This is a genomic window from Streptomyces sp. ITFR-21 (genome assembly GCF_031844685.1).
GTDB lineage: Bacteria > Actinomycetota > Actinomycetes > Streptomycetales > Streptomycetaceae > Actinacidiphila.
Genome location: NZ_CP134605.1, coordinates 1,041,398 through 1,056,867, shown reverse-complemented (window position 1 = coordinate 1,056,867; position 15,470 = coordinate 1,041,398). Strand labels below are relative to the sequence as shown.

15 protein-coding genes are annotated in these 15,470 nt (G+C 74.2%); 12 read left to right on the top strand and 3 right to left on the bottom strand.

The genetic code is table 11. The features are described 5' to 3' along the window. Positions 1 to 39: 39 nt before the first annotated feature. The 6 genes from ald to RLT57_RS04745 all read left to right on the top strand — a co-directional run bounded on the left by ald (position 40) and on the right by RLT57_RS04745 (position 6,286). Positions 40 to 1,164: an alanine dehydrogenase gene (gene ald, locus RLT57_RS04770; protein ID WP_311296109.1), complete on the top strand. Its 1,125-nt coding sequence runs from the start codon at positions 40 to 42 to the stop codon at positions 1,162 to 1,164. Positions 1,165 to 1,397: 233 nt separating this feature from the next. After that, positions 1,398 to 2,486: a ParA family protein gene (locus RLT57_RS04765; RefSeq protein WP_399128041.1), complete on the top strand. Its 1,089-nt coding sequence runs from the start codon at positions 1,398 to 1,400 to the stop codon at positions 2,484 to 2,486. After that, positions 2,471 to 3,115, top strand: coding sequence for a hypothetical protein (locus tag RLT57_RS04760; RefSeq protein ID WP_311296107.1), 645 nt, complete (start codon positions 2,471 to 2,473; stop codon positions 3,113 to 3,115). The genes RLT57_RS04765 and RLT57_RS04760 overlap by 16 nt, the downstream gene beginning before the upstream one ends. 119 nt (positions 3,116 to 3,234) lie before the next feature. Then, on the top strand, positions 3,235 to 4,407 hold the full coding sequence (locus tag RLT57_RS04755) for a segregation and condensation protein A (RefSeq protein WP_311296106.1): 1,173 nt from the start codon (positions 3,235 to 3,237) through the stop codon (positions 4,405 to 4,407). Further along, on the top strand, positions 4,404 to 5,117 hold the full coding sequence (gene scpB, locus RLT57_RS04750; RefSeq protein WP_311296105.1) for an SMC-Scp complex subunit ScpB: 714 nt from the start codon (positions 4,404 to 4,406) through the stop codon (positions 5,115 to 5,117). Before RLT57_RS04755 ends, scpB begins: the two co-directional genes overlap by 4 nt. Beyond that, positions 5,117 to 6,286 (top strand): pseudouridine synthase, encoded by a 1,170-nt coding sequence (locus tag RLT57_RS04745; protein ID WP_311296104.1) that lies wholly within the window; start codon positions 5,117 to 5,119, stop codon positions 6,284 to 6,286. The genes scpB and RLT57_RS04745 overlap by 1 nt, the downstream gene beginning before the upstream one ends. On the opposite strand, the gene RLT57_RS04740 is transcribed toward RLT57_RS04745, so the two are convergent. Continuing rightward, positions 6,283 to 6,999: a nucleotidyltransferase domain-containing protein gene (locus RLT57_RS04740; RefSeq protein ID WP_311296103.1), complete on the bottom strand. Its 717-nt coding sequence runs from the start codon at positions 6,997 to 6,999 to the stop codon at positions 6,283 to 6,285. The genes RLT57_RS04745 and RLT57_RS04740 overlap by 4 nt on opposite strands. A 329-nt stretch (positions 7,000 to 7,328) precedes the next feature. On the opposite strand from RLT57_RS04740, the gene RLT57_RS04735 reads away from it, so the two are divergent. The 4 genes from RLT57_RS04735 (at position 7,329) to der (ending at position 11,688) form a co-directional block, all read left to right on the top strand. Continuing rightward, on the top strand, positions 7,329 to 8,414 hold the full coding sequence (locus RLT57_RS04735) for a prephenate dehydrogenase (protein ID WP_311296102.1): 1,086 nt from the start codon (positions 7,329 to 7,331) through the stop codon (positions 8,412 to 8,414). 279 nt (positions 8,415 to 8,693) lie between these two features. Beyond that, the gene (gene cmk, locus RLT57_RS04730) at positions 8,694 to 9,377 is read left to right on the top strand and encodes a (d)CMP kinase (protein ID WP_399128037.1); all 684 of its coding nucleotides are present in this window, start codon (positions 8,694 to 8,696) and stop codon (positions 9,375 to 9,377) included. A 68-nt stretch (positions 9,378 to 9,445) separates the two neighbouring features. Then, positions 9,446 to 10,030, top strand: coding sequence for a lysophospholipid acyltransferase family protein (locus tag RLT57_RS04725; RefSeq protein ID WP_311300571.1), 585 nt, complete (start codon positions 9,446 to 9,448; stop codon positions 10,028 to 10,030). Between the two features lie 200 nt (positions 10,031 to 10,230). Next, positions 10,231 to 11,688: a ribosome biogenesis GTPase Der gene (gene der / locus RLT57_RS04720; RefSeq protein WP_311296100.1), complete on the top strand. Its 1,458-nt coding sequence runs from the start codon at positions 10,231 to 10,233 to the stop codon at positions 11,686 to 11,688. A gap of 18 nt (positions 11,689 to 11,706) precedes the next feature. On the opposite strand, the gene RLT57_RS04715 is transcribed toward der, so the two are convergent. Together RLT57_RS04715 and RLT57_RS04710 are read right to left on the bottom strand one after the other, a co-directional pair. Then, a complete protein-coding gene (locus RLT57_RS04715) occupies positions 11,707 to 12,003 on the bottom strand; it encodes a hypothetical protein (protein WP_311296099.1) in 297 nt (98 codons plus the stop codon). 158 nt (positions 12,004 to 12,161) lie between these two features. Then, positions 12,162 to 12,983 (bottom strand): hypothetical protein, encoded by an 822-nt coding sequence (locus tag RLT57_RS04710; protein WP_311296098.1) that lies wholly within the window; start codon positions 12,981 to 12,983, stop codon positions 12,162 to 12,164. Between the two features lie 444 nt (positions 12,984 to 13,427). Between RLT57_RS04710 and RLT57_RS04705 the strand changes: the two genes are divergently transcribed. Beyond that, the gene (locus tag RLT57_RS04705; protein ID WP_311296097.1) at positions 13,428 to 14,045 is read left to right on the top strand and encodes a transglycosylase family protein; all 618 of its coding nucleotides are present in this window, start codon (positions 13,428 to 13,430) and stop codon (positions 14,043 to 14,045) included. A gap of 290 nt (positions 14,046 to 14,335) precedes the next feature. Next, complete coding sequence (locus tag RLT57_RS04700) at positions 14,336 to 15,379, top strand: transglycosylase family protein (protein WP_311296096.1); 1,044 nt, start codon at positions 14,336 to 14,338, stop codon at positions 15,377 to 15,379. Positions 15,380 to 15,470 lie beyond the last annotated feature (91 nt).

Here is a 15,470-nt window from a genome sequence, read left to right as displayed (position 1 = left end):
TCGCACACGACGCGGCAGTCATCCCAGAGTGCAAGGACCGTGATCGACGTGAAGGTGGGCATCCCCCGCGAGGTCAAGAACAACGAGTTCCGCGTGGCCGTCACCCCGGCCGGCGTGCACGAGCTCGTCCGCAACGGACACCAGGTCGTCGTCGAGCAGGGCGCGGGCACGGGCTCCTCCATCCCCGACGAGGAGTACACCGGCGCCGGCGCCGCCATACTCCCCACCGCCGACCAGGTGTGGGCCGAGGCCGACCTGCTGCTGAAGGTCAAGGAACCGGTCGCCGCCGAGTACCACCGGCTGCGCAAGGGGCAGACCCTGTTCACGTACCTGCACCTGGCCGCCTCCCGTGAGTGCACCGACGCGCTGCTGGAGTCCGGCACCACCGCGATCGCCTACGAGACGGTCGAGCTCGCGGGCCGCCGGCTGCCGCTGCTGGCCCCGATGTCCGAAGTGGCCGGCCGGCTCGCCCCGCAGGTCGGCGCCTACCATCTGATGCGCTCGGCCGGCGGCCGCGGCGTACTGCCCGGCGGTGTGCCCGGCGTCCAGTCCGGCCGGGCCGTCGTCATCGGCGCCGGCGTCTCCGGCTGGCACGCCACCACCATCGCGCTCGGCCTCGGCTTCCACGTCACGCTGCTCGACCGGGACGTGGACAAACTCCGCGAGGCGGACAAGGTGTTCGGCAACCGCGTGCAGACCGTCGCCTCCAACGCCTATGCGCTGGAGCAGGCCGTACTGGAGGCCGACCTGGTGGTGGGCGCGGTGCTCATCCCCGGTGCGAAGGCGCCCAAGCTCGTCACCAATGAACTGGTGTCACGTATGAAGCCGGGTTCGGTACTTGTCGACATCGCCATCGACCAGGGCGGCTGCTTCGAGGACTCCCGGCCCACCACGCACGCCGAACCGACCTTCACCGTCCACGAGTCGGTGTTCTACTGTGTGGCCAACATGCCCGGCGCGGTGCCCAACACCTCCACCTACGCGCTGACCAACGCCACGCTGCCGTACGTCGTCGAGCTGGCCGACCGCGGCTGGCGCGAGGCGCTGCGCCGGGACGCGGCGCTCGCCCTCGGCCTCAACGCCCATGAGGGGCAGGTCGTCTACGGTCCGGTGGCCGAGGCGCACGGCCTGGACGCCATCGACCTGGCCGCCCTGCTGGGCTGATCCCGGCACTGGGTGCCAACTTCGCACAAGCGGCCGGGTCTTGGCAGTCAGGACCCGGCCGTCGGCGTGGTTACGCCCTTGACAGCCGGGTGTTCGGTTGCCGACACATCATGCCGTGTCCGGCGGATTGTGTTGCTGCGGACCACCGACACGCCATAGAGTCGCGAAACGTCGGCTGTAGTCACGCTGACCTGTCGAGAAGTTTCCTGGTCACCAAGGAGGTAAGACGACTTGTGAATGAGTCGACATTTGCTCCGGGGGGTGGTCAGCCAGGAATGACCGTCGGTTCGGTCGCGGTCCGCACGTTCGAGTCCCGTCGGCCTGAGATGAGTACGGAGCCGCGGGCCGCTCGCACCATGGGACCCTACGACAACGACCCCGACCTGCAGGACGGTCAGTTCTACGACCCGGACGCGGAGTACGAGCCCGATCCCGAGTACGCCGCCACCCTCGCCCCGGACGCCGCGCGGCAGCGCCGCGAGCGGGTCGGACCCACCGGCCGCCCACTGCCCTACTTCCCGATCCCGAACCCGCTGACCGACCATGGACCGGCGAAGATCGTCGCGATGTGCAACCAGAAGGGCGGGGTCGGCAAGACCACCTCGACCATCAACCTGGGCGCCGCGCTCGCCGAATACGGCCGCCGGGTGCTGCTGGTCGACTTCGACCCGCAGGGCGCCCTGTCGGTCGGCCTCGGGGTCAACCCGATGGAACTGGACATCACGGTCTACAACCTGCTGATGGAACGCGGGCTGGCGGCGGACGAGGTGCTGCTCAAGACCGCGGTGCCCGGCATGGACCTGCTGCCCAGCAACATCGACCTGTCGGCCGCCGAGGTGCAGCTGGTCAGCGAGGTGGCCCGGGAGTCCGCGCTGGCCCGCGCGCTCAAGCCGCTGCTGCCCGACTACGACTACGTCGTCATCGACTGCCAGCCCTCGCTCGGTTTGCTCACGGTCAACGCGCTGACCGCCGCGCACTCCGTGATCGTGCCGCTGGAGTGCGAGTTCTTCGCGCTGCGCGGGGTCGCGCTGCTCACCGAGACCATCGCGAAGGTCCGCGAGCGGCTCAACCCGGAGCTCGAACTCGACGGCATCCTCGCCACCATGTACGACTCGCGGACCGTGCACAGCCGCGAGGTGCTGGCCCGCGTCGTGGAGGCGTTCGACGAGAACGTCTTCCACACCGTCATCGGCCGCACCGTGCGGTTCCCCGAGACGACTGTGGCCGGCGAGCCGATCACCACCTACGCCTCCAACTCCGTCGGTGCCGCGGCCTATCGGCAGCTCGCCAGGGAGGTGCTCGCCCGGTGCCACGCCGAGTGAGCCTGCCGGGCGCCGACGAGCTGTTCCGCACCACCGGGGGCGCGGCGCTCCAGGCCCCGCAGCCGCGGCAGCACAACGGCGCCGAGACGCAGTCCGGCCGGCCCCCGGAAGGCGGCGACGGGGGGCAGCGGCAGGACCGGCCGCAGGACGGCGAGGCCGGCCCGCGGCCCGGCGCGCCGGACCGCGACAGCGCGGAGTACACCGGCCCCGGCGTTCCCCCCGGTCCGCGCCGGCCGATCACCGCCGAGCGGGCCGGCATCCCGTCCGCGGCGGCCGGCGCCGTCGCGACCGCCACCGTCAGCCCCCAGCTCCCGCCGCCCGCCCAGAACCCCGGCCCGGTCCCGCCCCCCGCCAGCGCGGGCGCCCAGCCCCCCGCCGGAGGCCGCCGCAAGTCGTCCCGGCAGAACCGCCGCCCCAGCGGACGTGAGCGCCACGACGAGAAGATCACCGTCTACGTCTCCGCCGAGGAGTTGATGGACCTGGAGCACGCCCGCCTCGTACTGCGCGGCGAGCACGGCCTGGCCATCGACCGCGGCCGGATCGTCCGCGAGGCCGTCGCCGTCGTCCTCGCCGACCTGGAGTCACGCGGCGACGCCAGCATCCTCGTCCGCCGGCTGCGCGGTCGCTGAGGACGGCGCCGCGGAGCGGACCGCCTGAGGTCGTGGCCACGCGCGGGCGCGGGGACACCCCGGCGCCGGACCCGGGCGGGATAGCCTGCCGTCCTGACCTCCCCGCACCTTGGACCTCGATGCCCAGTACCCCCGACGGCCCCGGCCGCACCGAACGCTTCCGCCGCAGCCTCGGGCGCGGCGGCGCCGTCCCCGCGGCCGAAGCGGCACCCGCCGGGGCCGCCCGGGACCCGGCAGCGCAGGCCCCGCCCTCCGAGCCCGCACCCGGGCCGGCCACCGCGCCCGCACCCGAGCCGGCACCGGCGCCCGACGATCCGACCGGACCGGCTCCGCCGGCCGAGCCCGCGGCCGGATCCCCGGCCGGACTCCGGGTCGAAGCCGAAGCGGAGGCCGGAACCGGCCCCCCGGCCGGACCGGCGGACGCGGCGGATCCCGCGGCCGGGAGCGGCCGGTTCACCGTGCGGCTGATCAACTTCGAGGGCCCGTTCGACCTGCTGCTCCAGCTGATCTCCCAACACAAGCTGGACGTCACCGAGGTCGCGCTGTCCAAGGTCACCAACGAGTTCATGGCGTACCTCCACGCCATGGGCCCGGACTGGGACCTCGACCAGACCACCGAGTTCCTGGTGGTGGCCGCCACCCTGCTCGACCTCAAGGCGGCCCGGCTGCTGCCGTCCGCCGACGTGGAGGACGAAGCCGACCTCGCCCTGTTGGAGGCCCGCGACCTGCTCTTCGCGCGGCTGCTCCAGTACCGGGCGTACAAACGGATCGCCGCGATCTTCGCCGAACGGCTGGAGCAGGAGGCCCTGCGCCACCCGCGTACCGTCGGCCTGGAACCGCAGCACGCCGAGCTGCTGCCCGAAGTGGTGCTCAGTATCGGACCCGAGCGGTTCGCGCGGCTCGCGGTCAAGGCGATGCAGCCCAAGCCCCGACCGCAGGTCTACGTCGACCACATCCACGCGCCGCTGGTGAGCGTGCGGGAACAGGCCGAGCACGTGATCGCGCTGCTGCGCGAGCTGGGCGCGGCGAGCTTCCTGGAACTGACCCGGGACGCCCCCGACACCCTGACCGTCGTCGCCCGCTTCCTGGCGCTGCTCGAACTCTACCGGGAAAAGGCGGTCACCCTCGACCAGGAGGAGGCGCTCGGCGACCTCCGGGTCCGCTGGACCGCCGCCGCCGGGGAGGCCGCAGGACCGCTGGTCACCGACGAATTCGACCGGCCGCCCGCCGTACCGGGCGAGTCCGGCGGGAAGAACGCGGCGCAGCCCGCCGGGAAAGGAGAACAGCGATGACCGAGGTGGCCGATCCGGCGGAAGTCGCCGCCGCCGAACTGGAACCCGGCGACCAGGAGGGCGCGGCCCCGGCCCCGGTCGGGCTGCTCGCCGCCGCCGTCGCCGGACTGGCGCTGAAGCCCGCGCTGGAGGCGGTGCTGATGGTCGTCGACGAACCCGCGACCGCCGAGCACCTGGCGAAGACACTGGACCGCCCGCGCCGCAGCGTCACCAAGGCGCTGCGCGAGCTGTCCGACGACTACACCCGCGAGGGCCGCGGCTTCGACCTGCGGCTGGTGGCCGGCGGCTGGCGCTTCTACACCCGCCCCGCGTTCGCGCCCGCGGTGGAGAAGTTCGTCCTCGACGGCCAGCACGCCCGCCTCACCCAGGCCGCGTTGGAGACTCTGGCGGTCGTCGCGTACCGTCAACCGGTCAGCCGCTCCCGGGTCTCGGCGGTGCGCGGGGTGAACTGCGACGGGGTGATGCGCACCCTCCTCCAGCGCGGGCTGGTGGCCGAAGGTGGGACGGAACCCGAGACAGGTGCGATCCTGTACAGGACGACCGACTACTTCCTGGAACGTATGGGCCTGCGCAGCCTCGACGAGCTGCCCGAGCTCGCCCCGTTCCTGCCGGAGGCCGACGCGGTCGAGGCCGAGTCCCAGGAGGGGCTTCCGTCCTTCGACCCGGACGCCCCGGACGAGACAGTGACCACCTCGATTACGGAAACTTGATGCGAAGCAGCGACAGGAACAGCGGCGGCGGCCGGAACTCCCGCGACGGCGGCAGCGGCGGCAGCGGCGGCACCGGCGGCTCCGACCGGCGCGGGAGCCAGGGCCGCGGCCAGAACCAGAGCCGCGGCCGGGATCAGGCCCGCGGCCAGGGCCCCGGGCAGCGGGCCGGCCAGGGCACGGGCGCCGGCACCGGCCAGGAGCGCCCGAGCCGGCCGCGCCCGGAGGAGCGCCGCTACGACGTCGGCACCACCGGCCAGTCCGGCGCGAACAAGCCCGGCGGCATGCCCCGCACCAAGACCGAGGGCCAGCCCGGCAACCGCGGCAAGCGCGGCGGCAGGTCCCTGCCGGCCCGCCCCCGCGAACTCGACGCCCAGATCGAGGAGCGCAACCGCGAGCGGCACAGCAAGCCGAAGCCGAACCTGCCCAAGACCTTCCCCGGCGCCGAGCAGGAGGGCGAGCGGCTGCAGAAGGTGCTGGCCAGGGCCGGCATGGGCTCGCGCCGCGCCTGCGAGGAACTGATCGAGCAGCGCCGGGTCGAGGTCAACGGGAAGGTCGTCACCGAGCAGGGCCTGCGGGTGGACACCGACCACGACGAGGTCAAGGTCGACGGGCTGACCGTGGCCACCCAGACCTACCTGTTCTTCGCGCTGAACAAGCCGGCCGGTGTCGTCTCCACTATGGAGGACCCCGACGGCCGCCAGTGCCTCGGCGACTACGTCACCAACCGCGAGACCCGGCTCTTCCACGTCGGGCGGCTGGACACCGAGACCGAGGGCCTGATCCTGCTCACCAACCACGGCGAGCTGGCGCACCGGCTCACCCACCCGCGGTACGGCGTGCAGAAGACGTATCTGGCCGCGATCCAGGGCCCGTTGCCCCGGGACCTGGGCAAGCAGCTCAAGTCCGGCATCGAGCTGGAGGACGGCTGGGCGCGCGCCGACCACTTCCGCATCGTGCAGAACACCGGCAAGAACTACCTGGTCGAGGTCACCCTGCACGAGGGCCGCAAGCACATCGTGCGGCGCATGCTGTCCGAAGCCGGCTTCCCGGTCGACAAACTCGTCCGCACCAGCTTCGGCCCGATCCCGCTAGGCGACCAGAAGTCCGGCTGGCTGCGGCGGCTGACCAACACCGAGGTCGGCATGCTGATGCGCGAGGTCGACCTCTAACCGCTGGAGACGGGGAGTGCGGCGGAGGCGCGGCGGACGCGCAGCAGGAAGTCCTCGACCCGGGCGTGGTCCGGCTCGGCCGGCAGCGGGCTACGGGCCAGGGCCGTGTCGCACTCCTCGTGGAGGGCCCGGCTCCAGGCCCGCACCTCCTCCCAGGAGAACTCCCCGCGCCGCACCGCGAGCAGCCGGTCGCGGTGCTCGCCCACGTCGATGTCCAGCCGGCCGGTGCGCAGCAGGTCGCGGCAGCTGATCATGAGCCGCAGCAAATGGACCGCGTGCTTCCAGCGGGGCTCGCCGCGGTGCCGCAGATCGGCCTCCAGCCGGGCCAGCTGCTGGGCGGCGTACCCGCGGAAGGCGGCGTCGGCCCGGCGGGACAGGAAGGCGCCGCGCAGGTCCAGCAGCTCGCGGCCGGTCGGGTCGGCGTGCTCGACCAGCGGGGAGTGCAGGCACTCCAGCAGGCCGGGGTTGGCCCGCAGCGCCAGTGAGCAGAAGCGCTCCACCTCCCAGGAGAACTGCTCGTCCAGTGGTCCCGAGACATGTGTCGGTGGCTTCTCGAACCGCCAGAACAGCGGTGTCGGCGCCACGTACACCCCGCGCCGGTCGGTGTCGCTCGCGTCCGTGGCCAGTCCGAAGGCCCGGGAACCCATGACGCAGGCGTAGACCGTGTGATCCCTGACAAGGGCGTGGCCCAGCGAGCCCGGCGAGTCGCGCATGACGGCGATTATCGTCACACCGCATCACCGGGCGCCGGGATTTCCCTGCTTCAGGGGGTGCGGGGGGCCGCTCGCGGGAGCGACGGGTCCGGTGGGGCGCCCGGGGGCCCGGGGAGCGGCAACAGGGCCGCCGGGCCGTCGGCGGGGGCGGGCGCCGGCCGGCTTGCGGGGCGGCGCCCGGTCACACGGCCGCCGACCGCACACGGAGGCCGCCGCCGTCTCGCCCTGCGGGCCCCGGCCCGGTGCACCGCGGCGTTTCACTACCCTGGGGCGTCAGACACCGGTGCGGTCCCCGTCCCGGTGCGACCCGCTCAGTGAGGACCGCCAAGGTGAGGACCGCGCTCGTCATCGGAACCGGGCTGATGGGCACCTCAGCGGCCCTCGCGCTCACCGCCCGCGGCATCGACGTGCACCTGACCGACCGCGACGAGTCCGCCGCCCGTACCGCCGCCGCCCTCGGCGCCGGCACCGCGGGCAGCCCCGCGGAACCCGTCGACCTGGTGATCGTCGCGGTGCCGCCGGCCCACGTCGCCGCCACCCTCGCCGACGCCGTCGCCCGCGGCCTGGGCCGCGGCTACCTGGACGTGGCCAGCGTCAAGGGCGGTCCGCGGCGCGACCTGGAAGCCCTCGGCTGCGACCTCAGCCACTACCTCGGCACCCACCCGATGGCCGGCCGGGAGCGCTCCGGCCCGCTGGCCGCCACCGCCGACCTCTTCGAGGGCCGCCCCTGGGTGCTCACCCCCACCGCGGCCACCGACACCGAGGTGCTCAACCTCGCACTGGAACTGGTCGCCCTGTGCCGAGCCGTCCCCGTGGTGATGGACGCCGACGCGCACGACCGGGCGGTCGCCCTCGTCTCGCACACCCCGCAGCTGGTCTCCAGCATGGTCGCCGCCCGGCTGGAGCACGCCGAGGAGGCCGCCGTACGGCTCTGCGGGCAGGGCATCCTCGATGTCACCAGAATCGCCGGGTCGCAGCCCGGCATGTGGATGGACATCCTCGCAGCCAACCCCGGCCCGGTCGCCGACGTGCTCGCCGACCTCGCCGCCGACCTCACCGAGACCGTCAGCGCGCTGCGCGCCCTGCAGAGCGCCGACGACGACAAGCGGCGGGCCGGCGCGGCCGGCATCGAGGACCTCCTGCGGCGCGGAAACAGCGGCCGTGCCAAGGTCCCCGGCAAGCACGGCACCGCCGCCACGTCCTACGAGGTCCTCGCCGTCCTCATCGGCGACCAGCCCGGCGAGCTCGCCCGGCTGTTCGCCGACGCCGGCGCGGCCGGCGTCAACATCGAGGACGTCCGGATCGAGCACTCGACCGGCCAGCAGGCGGGCCTGGTCCAGCTCATGGTCGAGCCGCGGACGGCTCCGCGGCTGGCGGCGGAACTGCGGCGGCGCGGCTGGGCGCTGCGGAAGTAGCGCAGGCGGGGGAAGCGGCGCAAGCGGCGGGGAAAGCGGGGGAGGCGGGGGAAGCGGACGTCGCGCGGGCAGCCGGGGCGCACGGCCGGCGCTCCGCCGACAGAGCGCGTCCGCGCCGCCGTGCGCGGGCCCTGTGAAGGATCGGACAGGATGCGAAAACCCGTGGCACGGCGTCCCCCGCACGGCCGGTAACCTTGAGGGATGGCAGCCGGTCCGCGCCGGGTAGGCCAGCCCCCCGAACGACGTGCACGAGGAAGGTCCAGCCCTGTGGAGAATCCGGTGAGTCCGGCGCACCCGGTGATCGTCGCCATCGACGGCCCCTCCGGCACGGGTAAGTCCAGCACGTCCAGGGCGGTCGCCGTCAGGCTCGGGCTGAGCTACCTTGACACCGGCGCCCAGTACCGGGCGATCACCTGGTGGATGCTCAGCAACGGCGTCGACGTGAACGACCCGGTGGCGGTGGCCGACGCCGTCGACAAGCCGTCCATCGTCTCCGGCACCGACCCCGGCGGCCCCGCGATCAGCGTGGACGGCCTCGACGCCTCCGGCCCGATCCGCTCGCAGGAGGTCACCGACGCGGTCAGCGCGGTCAGCGCGGTGCCCGAGGTACGGGCCAGGCTGGTCGCCTACCAGCGCGCGACGGCCGCCGCCGCGCCGGCCGGGATCGTCGTGGAGGGCCGCGACATCGGCACCACGGTCCTGCCCGCCGCGACCGTCAAGATCTTCCTCACCGCCTCCGCCGAGGCCCGCGCGGCCCGCCGCAGCGGCGAGCTGAACGGCGCGCTCAGCGTCGCCGCCACCCAGGCCGCGCTGATCCGGCGGGACGCCGCCGACTCCGGCCGCACGACCTCCCCGCTGGCCAAGGCCGACGACGCGATCGAGGTCGACACCACCGAGCTCGGCCTGGAGCAGGTCGTCGAGCGGGTCGTGACGCTGGTCGAGGAGAAGCGGGCGGCCCGGTGACCTCTCTGCTCGCCCCGCCGCCCGGCCCGCGCGGCGCGGCCGTCGCCCGCGGCATCGGCATCGGCCTGATGAACGGCCTGTGGCGGCCCCGGGTGCTCGGCGCCTGGCGGGTCCCCGGCCAGGGCCCGGTCATCCTGGCCGGCAACCACAGCCACAACGTCGACGGCCCGATGCTGATCGGCACCACCCCGCGTCCGATCCACTTCCTGGTCAAGAAGCAGGCGTTCGTCGGCCCGCTCGACCCGTTCCTGCGCTCGATCGGCCAGATCGAGATCGACCGGGAGAGCGTGGACCGCACCGCCATCGCCAACGCGCTGGGCGTCCTGGAGCGCGGCGGCGTCCTCGGCATATTCCCCGAGGGCACCCGCGGCGACGGCGACTTCGCCCGACTGCGGGCCGGCCTGGCGTATTTCGCGGTGCGCTCCGGCGCGCCCGTCGTCCCGGTGGCCGTGCTCGGCAGCGCCCGCAGGGGCCGGGTGGTCGGCGCGCTGCCCCCGCTGGGGGCCCGTATCGACGTCGTCTTCGGCGAGCCCTTCGAGGCGGGCGACGGCAGCGGGCGGCGGACCCGCAGCGCGCTGGACGCCGCCACCGTACGCATCCAGGAGCGGCTGACCGCCCACCTGGCCGAGGCGAAGCGGGCCACCGGCCGCTGAACCGCTGAACCCTCCGGCCGCCGCACCACGGCGGTTGCCGAACCCCTCCGGCCGCCGCACCACGGCGGTTGCCGAACCCCACCGGCCGCCGCACCACGGCGGTCGCCGAACCCCACCGGCCGCCGTGGAACCGCGGAACCGGACCGGTCGCCGCCACCCTGATCGCGGCTGCCACCACTGTCGAACGACGGAGAGACCTCATGGACCAGCACGACGAGCACGGCGGCATCGGCGCCCTCGACGACGCCGAATACGCCGAGTTCATGGAGCTCGCCGCGGAAGAGGGCCTCGACCTGGACGAGGTGGCCGGCGACCTCGCCGAGGCGAACCGGGGACCGCTGCCGGTGCTGGCCGTCGTCGGCCGGCCGAACGTCGGCAAGTCGACCCTGGTGAACCGGATCATCGGCCGCCGCGAGGCCGTCGTGGAGGACCGCCCCGGTGTCACCCGCGACCGGGTGACGTACGAGGCCAACTGGAACGGCCGCCGCTTCAAGATCGTGGACACCGGCGGCTGGGAGCAGGACGTCCTCGGCATCGACGCCTCGGTTGCCGCGCAGGCCGAGTTCGCCATCGACGCCGCCGACGCGGTGGTCTTCGTGGTGGACTCCACGGTCGGCGCCACCGACACCGACCAGGCCGTGGTCAGGCTGCTTCGCCGGGCCGGCAAGCCCGTCGTGCTGGCGGCCAACAAGGTGGACGGCCCCGCGGGCGAGGCGGACGCCGCCGCGCTGTGGAACCTCGGCCTCGGTGAGCCCTACCCGGTCTCCTCGCTGCACGGCCGCGGCACCGGCGACCTGCTGGACGCCGTCATCGAGGCGCTGCCCGAGGCGCCGGCGATGACCTTCGGCGAGGTGACCGGCGGCCCGCGCCGTATCGCGCTGATCGGCCGTCCCAACGTCGGCAAGTCGTCCCTGCTGAACAGGGTCGCCGGCCAGGAGCGGGTGGTGGTCGACAAGGTGGCCGGCACCACCCGGGACCCGGTGGACGAGCTGATCGAACTCGGCGGCGTCACCTGGAAGTTCATCGACACCGCGGGCATCCGCCGCCGCGTGCACCTGGCCGAGGGCGCCGACTACTACGCCTCGCTGCGAACCGCGGCGGCGCTGGAGAAGGCGGAGGTCGCGGTCATCCTGATCGACGGCAGCGAGACGCTGGCCGAGCAGGACACCCGGATCATCACCATGGCCGTCGAGGCGGGCCGGGCGGTGGTCATCGCCTACAACAAGTGGGACCTGCTCGACGAGGAGCGCCGCTACTACCTGGAGCGGGAGATCGAGCGCGATCTGGTCCAGGTGCAGTGGGCCCCCCGGGTCAACGTCTCCGCCCGTACGGGCCGGCACATGGAGAAGCTGGTACCGGCCATCGAGACCGCGCTGGAGGGCTGGGAGACCCGGGTGCCCACCGGGCGGCTCAACGCCTTCCTCGGCGAACTGGTCGCCGGCCACCCGCACCCGATCCGCGGCGGCAAGCAGCCCCGCATCCTGTTCGGCACCCAGGCGGGCACCAGGCCGCCCCGGTTCGTGCTCTTCGCCTCGGGGTTCCTGGAGGCCGGCTACCGGCGCTTTGTGGAGCGCCGACTGCGCGAGGAGTTCGGCTTCGCGGGCACCCCGATCCAGGTGTCGGTGCGGGTGCGGGAGAAGCGCGGCCGCAAGAAGTAGCCCCGGCGCGGCGACCGCTCAGTGCATCCGGTTGTCGCCCCGGCCCGGCGGCAGGGCCGGCTGGCCGTTGTCACTGCGGTGCCGGCCGCCGGCGCCGAACGGCTGGTAATCGGTGTACCAGGCGGCGAAGCCGTTGAAGTCCAGCTGCTCCTCGCCCGTGCGGTCGCCCGGCAGCGAGCGGAAGAGCCGGCGGTACTCCGCGTACAGCGCGTCGTAGATCGGGGTGCCACTGCCTCCCGCGGAGTCCTGCGCGGTGCGCATGGAGGGGATGTAGCGCTGGTGGGGGGCGCGGGCGGAGGCGTCAAAGGTGTGCACGTATCAGCCAACGAGGACGGATGGCCCGGGATGCGGGCCGTTCGGTTGAATTGCGCGGTTTCGACCCGGTCGACGCAGTGCGGGCAGGGCGGGGGCGCGTACGCCATGCCGTACGCGCCCCCGCCCTGCCCCGAACCGCCCGGTCGGCCGTCCCGGGGTCAGGTGCCCGCCAGCGGCATGGTGGCCGCCACCAGCCGGCCGCGTGAGGAGGCCCGCGCCAGCGCGTCCCGCATCAGGTCCTCGCGCGGCTGCCGGCCGATCGAGCCGGCCGGGCCCGCGTACACGTACACCTCGTTGCTGCGGCTGACCGCGGCCCGCCAGCCGTCGCTGACCTGGAGCGGCTGGTGCGCCTGCCACCACGCGGTGGCCGGGCCGCCGCCCGCCCCCGGCTGGAGCACCGCGTGCAGCTTGCCCATGGCCAGCAGCACCGACCAGCCGGGCAGCGGCGAGGGCCGTCCGTCCAGATCCAGCTGCGGTACGAAGCCCTGCTCGATCAGCAGCGGCAGGAAGTCGTCACCGCCGCCGTCGGCTCCCACCCGGGCGACCGGGCCGGTCGGCTCGACCACGAGCGCGGGACGCAGCTGGTCCTCGACGATGATCAGCCCGCAGGTGATGCCGAGCACGGCCTGCCGGGGGCCGGCCTCGGTGGCCGGGGCGGGCCCGCCGGCGCCGCCGTGCGGCTCCGGGACGCCGGTGCCGGCGCCGTCCACCGCGATGCTGCGCACCGCGCCCTGCAGCTGGGCCTCGCTCACCGGCACCACCTGCGAGGGGATGCAGGCCGCGTGGGCGAAGGCCAGTACCGCGGTCTCGTCGCCCACGAAGAGCACGGTGCTGGTCGGCTCCTGGCCGGTGTCGCCGGGCGTGCGGCAGGAGGTGCAGTCGTAGGTGCCCGGCGCGTTCTCACCGGTGAGGAGCCGCTGGGTCTCCTCCTCGCCGATCTCGGCTCGTACCTCGTCACTCACGTCGAGCAGGGGCGCCACGGGAGTCTCCTTGAAGTGCGGTGCTGCGGTCACTGAGTGACAACGGCCGGTCTGTGGCAGGAGTCACGGTTTGTGGCGTATCTCATTCCGCCGGCCGTCGCGGTCGGTGACAATTCCGTTCATTCCCTCACCGTACGTCGAACGAGCGTCTGGAGGGCGCGAGTTGTCGCTGTGAGGTGACTCACGGTCAGCGTCCGGAGTGTCCGTACATACGGCGATACGCGTCCGCCAAGAGGTCTGATTCCGCCGTTCGTTACCGACGGTAAACGCCAACTGGCCTGCGCGGAAAAGGAATTGTTTGCCCCTTGGTGGCGGCACTGCCTAGATTCGCCCGCCGTGTGCAGAGTGCACCGCCCGGGTTCGGACGGGCGCCGTTCCTCCGAGGGATGCGGCGCCCGTCCTGTGCGCGACAACGGGGACCCCGGGTCCGTGGAGAGGACATCCATGGCTTCGAGTCGCAGGTACCGCCGTACCGCACTGCTCACCGGCGTCGCCGCCCTCGCCCCGCTGGCCGTGCTGGCCACCGCGGGCAGGTCGTCGGCCGCGGACGGCGCCGTCTGGGACCGTATCGCGCAGTGCGAGAGCGGTGGCGACTGGCACATCAACACCGGCAACGGCTACTACGGCGGGCTCCAGTTCTCCGCCGCCACCTGGCGGTCCTACGGCGGCGGCGCGTACGCGTCCACCGCCGACCGGGCCAGCCGCGGGGAGCAGATCGCCATAGCGACAAAGGTGCAGCACGCGAGTGGCTGGGGCGCCTGGCCGGTGTGCGCCCGCAAGGCCGGGGCCTACGGCTCGGCGCCCGCCGCGGACCAGCCGGCGGTCAAGCACCACAAGGCGGCCGCGCCCGCCGGCACCGCGAAGCCGGCCGCGCCCGCGAAGCACGCCAGGCGGAAGACCACGATCAAGGCCGCACGGCCGCGGCACACCGCGGTGCCGCGCCGCACCCGGTCCGCCGTCCGGGCCGACCGGGACGCGCGGCGCCCCGCACTGGCCGGAGCGGTGCGCGGCACGGCCGTCCACGCGGGGGTGGCGCTCCCGTCGTGGTGGCCGGCCTGGTGACGCCTGCCCGGTGGCCGTGCCTGTTTGGTGACCGCGTTCGCTCAGTGACCGCGTCGGGTCCGTGGCCGCGTCCGCCCGGGGGCGTGTCCGGCAGGTGAACCGCCCTGCGGGTGGGCCCCGCCTGATGGGCGGCCGGCGTCGCCGGGCGGCCGGGGCGGCCTCCCGGTCCGCCGCTCGATCGGACAATCGGATGAACTGCCCCGCCTGGGTGTGGTCCACCCGGGTGGGGCACGCGCCACGCGGGCCGCGTTGCCGCCGGGGCCGGGCGGGGGCCTGCTTAGCGTGGCCCGATGACCGAACCATCGAACTATCGTCATAGCGACACGGTCGGTAATCGCGCCACGGAGAACCGTACGACGGGTGCCGACGCGAGGGGTGCCGGTACGACCGGTGCCGGTACGACGGGTCTGGGCGGCGCCGACGGCGCCGGTACCCGTACGACGAGGGACGGCCAGGTGCCGGCCGCCGGCGGTCCCGCGGGCGCCGCGCCCGGCGGCGTCGGCCCGTCAGCCGCTCCTTCGGGGGTCCCGACGGACGCCGAGGCGGCGGGCGGGCCGGCGGCCGAGCTGGCCGGCGGGTGGCCGGCCGGCGGGTGGCCGGCCGGGGTCCGCGCCGCCGTGGCGCTCGCCGCGCTCGGCGCCGCCGCCCTGCTGCCGCTGGCGGCGCAGACCGCGCGGGCGGCCTCCCCGGAGCACGCGGCACCGGCCGCCCGGACGGTTCCGGGCGGCTTCGCGGCGTTCATCGGATCCGCGGCGCCGGGCGGACCCGCGGCACCCGCCACCGGAACGGCGCTCGCCCGGCCCGCGGCGGCGATCGCCGACCAGGCCGCCGCCGTGCCCGCGTGGACCCCGCCGGCGGCCGCGCCCGACGCCCTCCAAGGAGCCCCCGTCGCCCTCGCGCAGCCGCGGTCGGTCTGGGACGAGGTGGCGCGCTGCGAGAGCGGCGGCCGCTGGCACATCAACACCGGCAACGGCTACTACGGCGGGCTCCAGTTCTGGCAGACCACGTGGGTGGAGTTCGGCGGCCTGAAGTACGCCCCCCGCGCCGACCTCGCCACCTCCGCCGAGCAGATCGCGGTCGCCGAGGCCGTGCTGCGCGTACAGGGCTGGAGAGCCTGGCCGGCCTGCACCCGCGGCCTCACCCAGAGCGGGCACGCGCACGCCACGCACACCGCACACGCCACGCACACGGTGCGCCCCGGCGAGACCCTCTCCGGCATCGCCTACCGCTACGGCGTCAAAGGCGGCTGGTCGCGGCTCTACCGGCTGAACAAGGCGGTGATCGGCCCGAACCCGGACCGGCTGTCGGTCGGTGCCGTCCTCGCCCTGTCATGACGGCGCCGACGCACCCCTGAACCCGCCCGCCGCACCGAGGCGACGCCGCCGGGGCCGGCGCCCATCCGCGCCGGCCCCGGCACGCGGGGCG

Bases quoted from the DNA above. Each gene is read 5' to 3' on its own strand.
- RLT57_RS04700 (WP_311296096.1), top strand. From the start codon at position 14,336: ATGACCGAACCATCGAACTATCGTCATAGCGACACGGTCGGTAATCGC.
- RLT57_RS04745 (WP_311296104.1), top strand. From the start codon at position 5,117: ATGCGAAGCAGCGACAGGAACAGCGGCGGCGGCCGGAACTCCCGCGAC.
- RLT57_RS04740 (WP_311296103.1), bottom strand. From the start codon at position 6,999: ATGCGCGACTCGCCGGGCTCGCTGGGCCACGCCCTTGTCAGGGATCAC.
- der (WP_311296100.1), top strand. From the start codon at position 10,231: ATGGACCAGCACGACGAGCACGGCGGCATCGGCGCCCTCGACGACGCC.
- RLT57_RS04755 (WP_311296106.1), top strand. From the start codon at position 3,235: ATGCCCAGTACCCCCGACGGCCCCGGCCGCACCGAACGCTTCCGCCGC.
- RLT57_RS04705 (WP_311296097.1), top strand. From the start codon at position 13,428: ATGGCTTCGAGTCGCAGGTACCGCCGTACCGCACTGCTCACCGGCGTC.
- scpB (WP_311296105.1), top strand. From the start codon at position 4,404: ATGACCGAGGTGGCCGATCCGGCGGAAGTCGCCGCCGCCGAACTGGAA.
- RLT57_RS04725 (WP_311300571.1), top strand. From the start codon at position 9,446: ATGAACGGCCTGTGGCGGCCCCGGGTGCTCGGCGCCTGGCGGGTCCCC.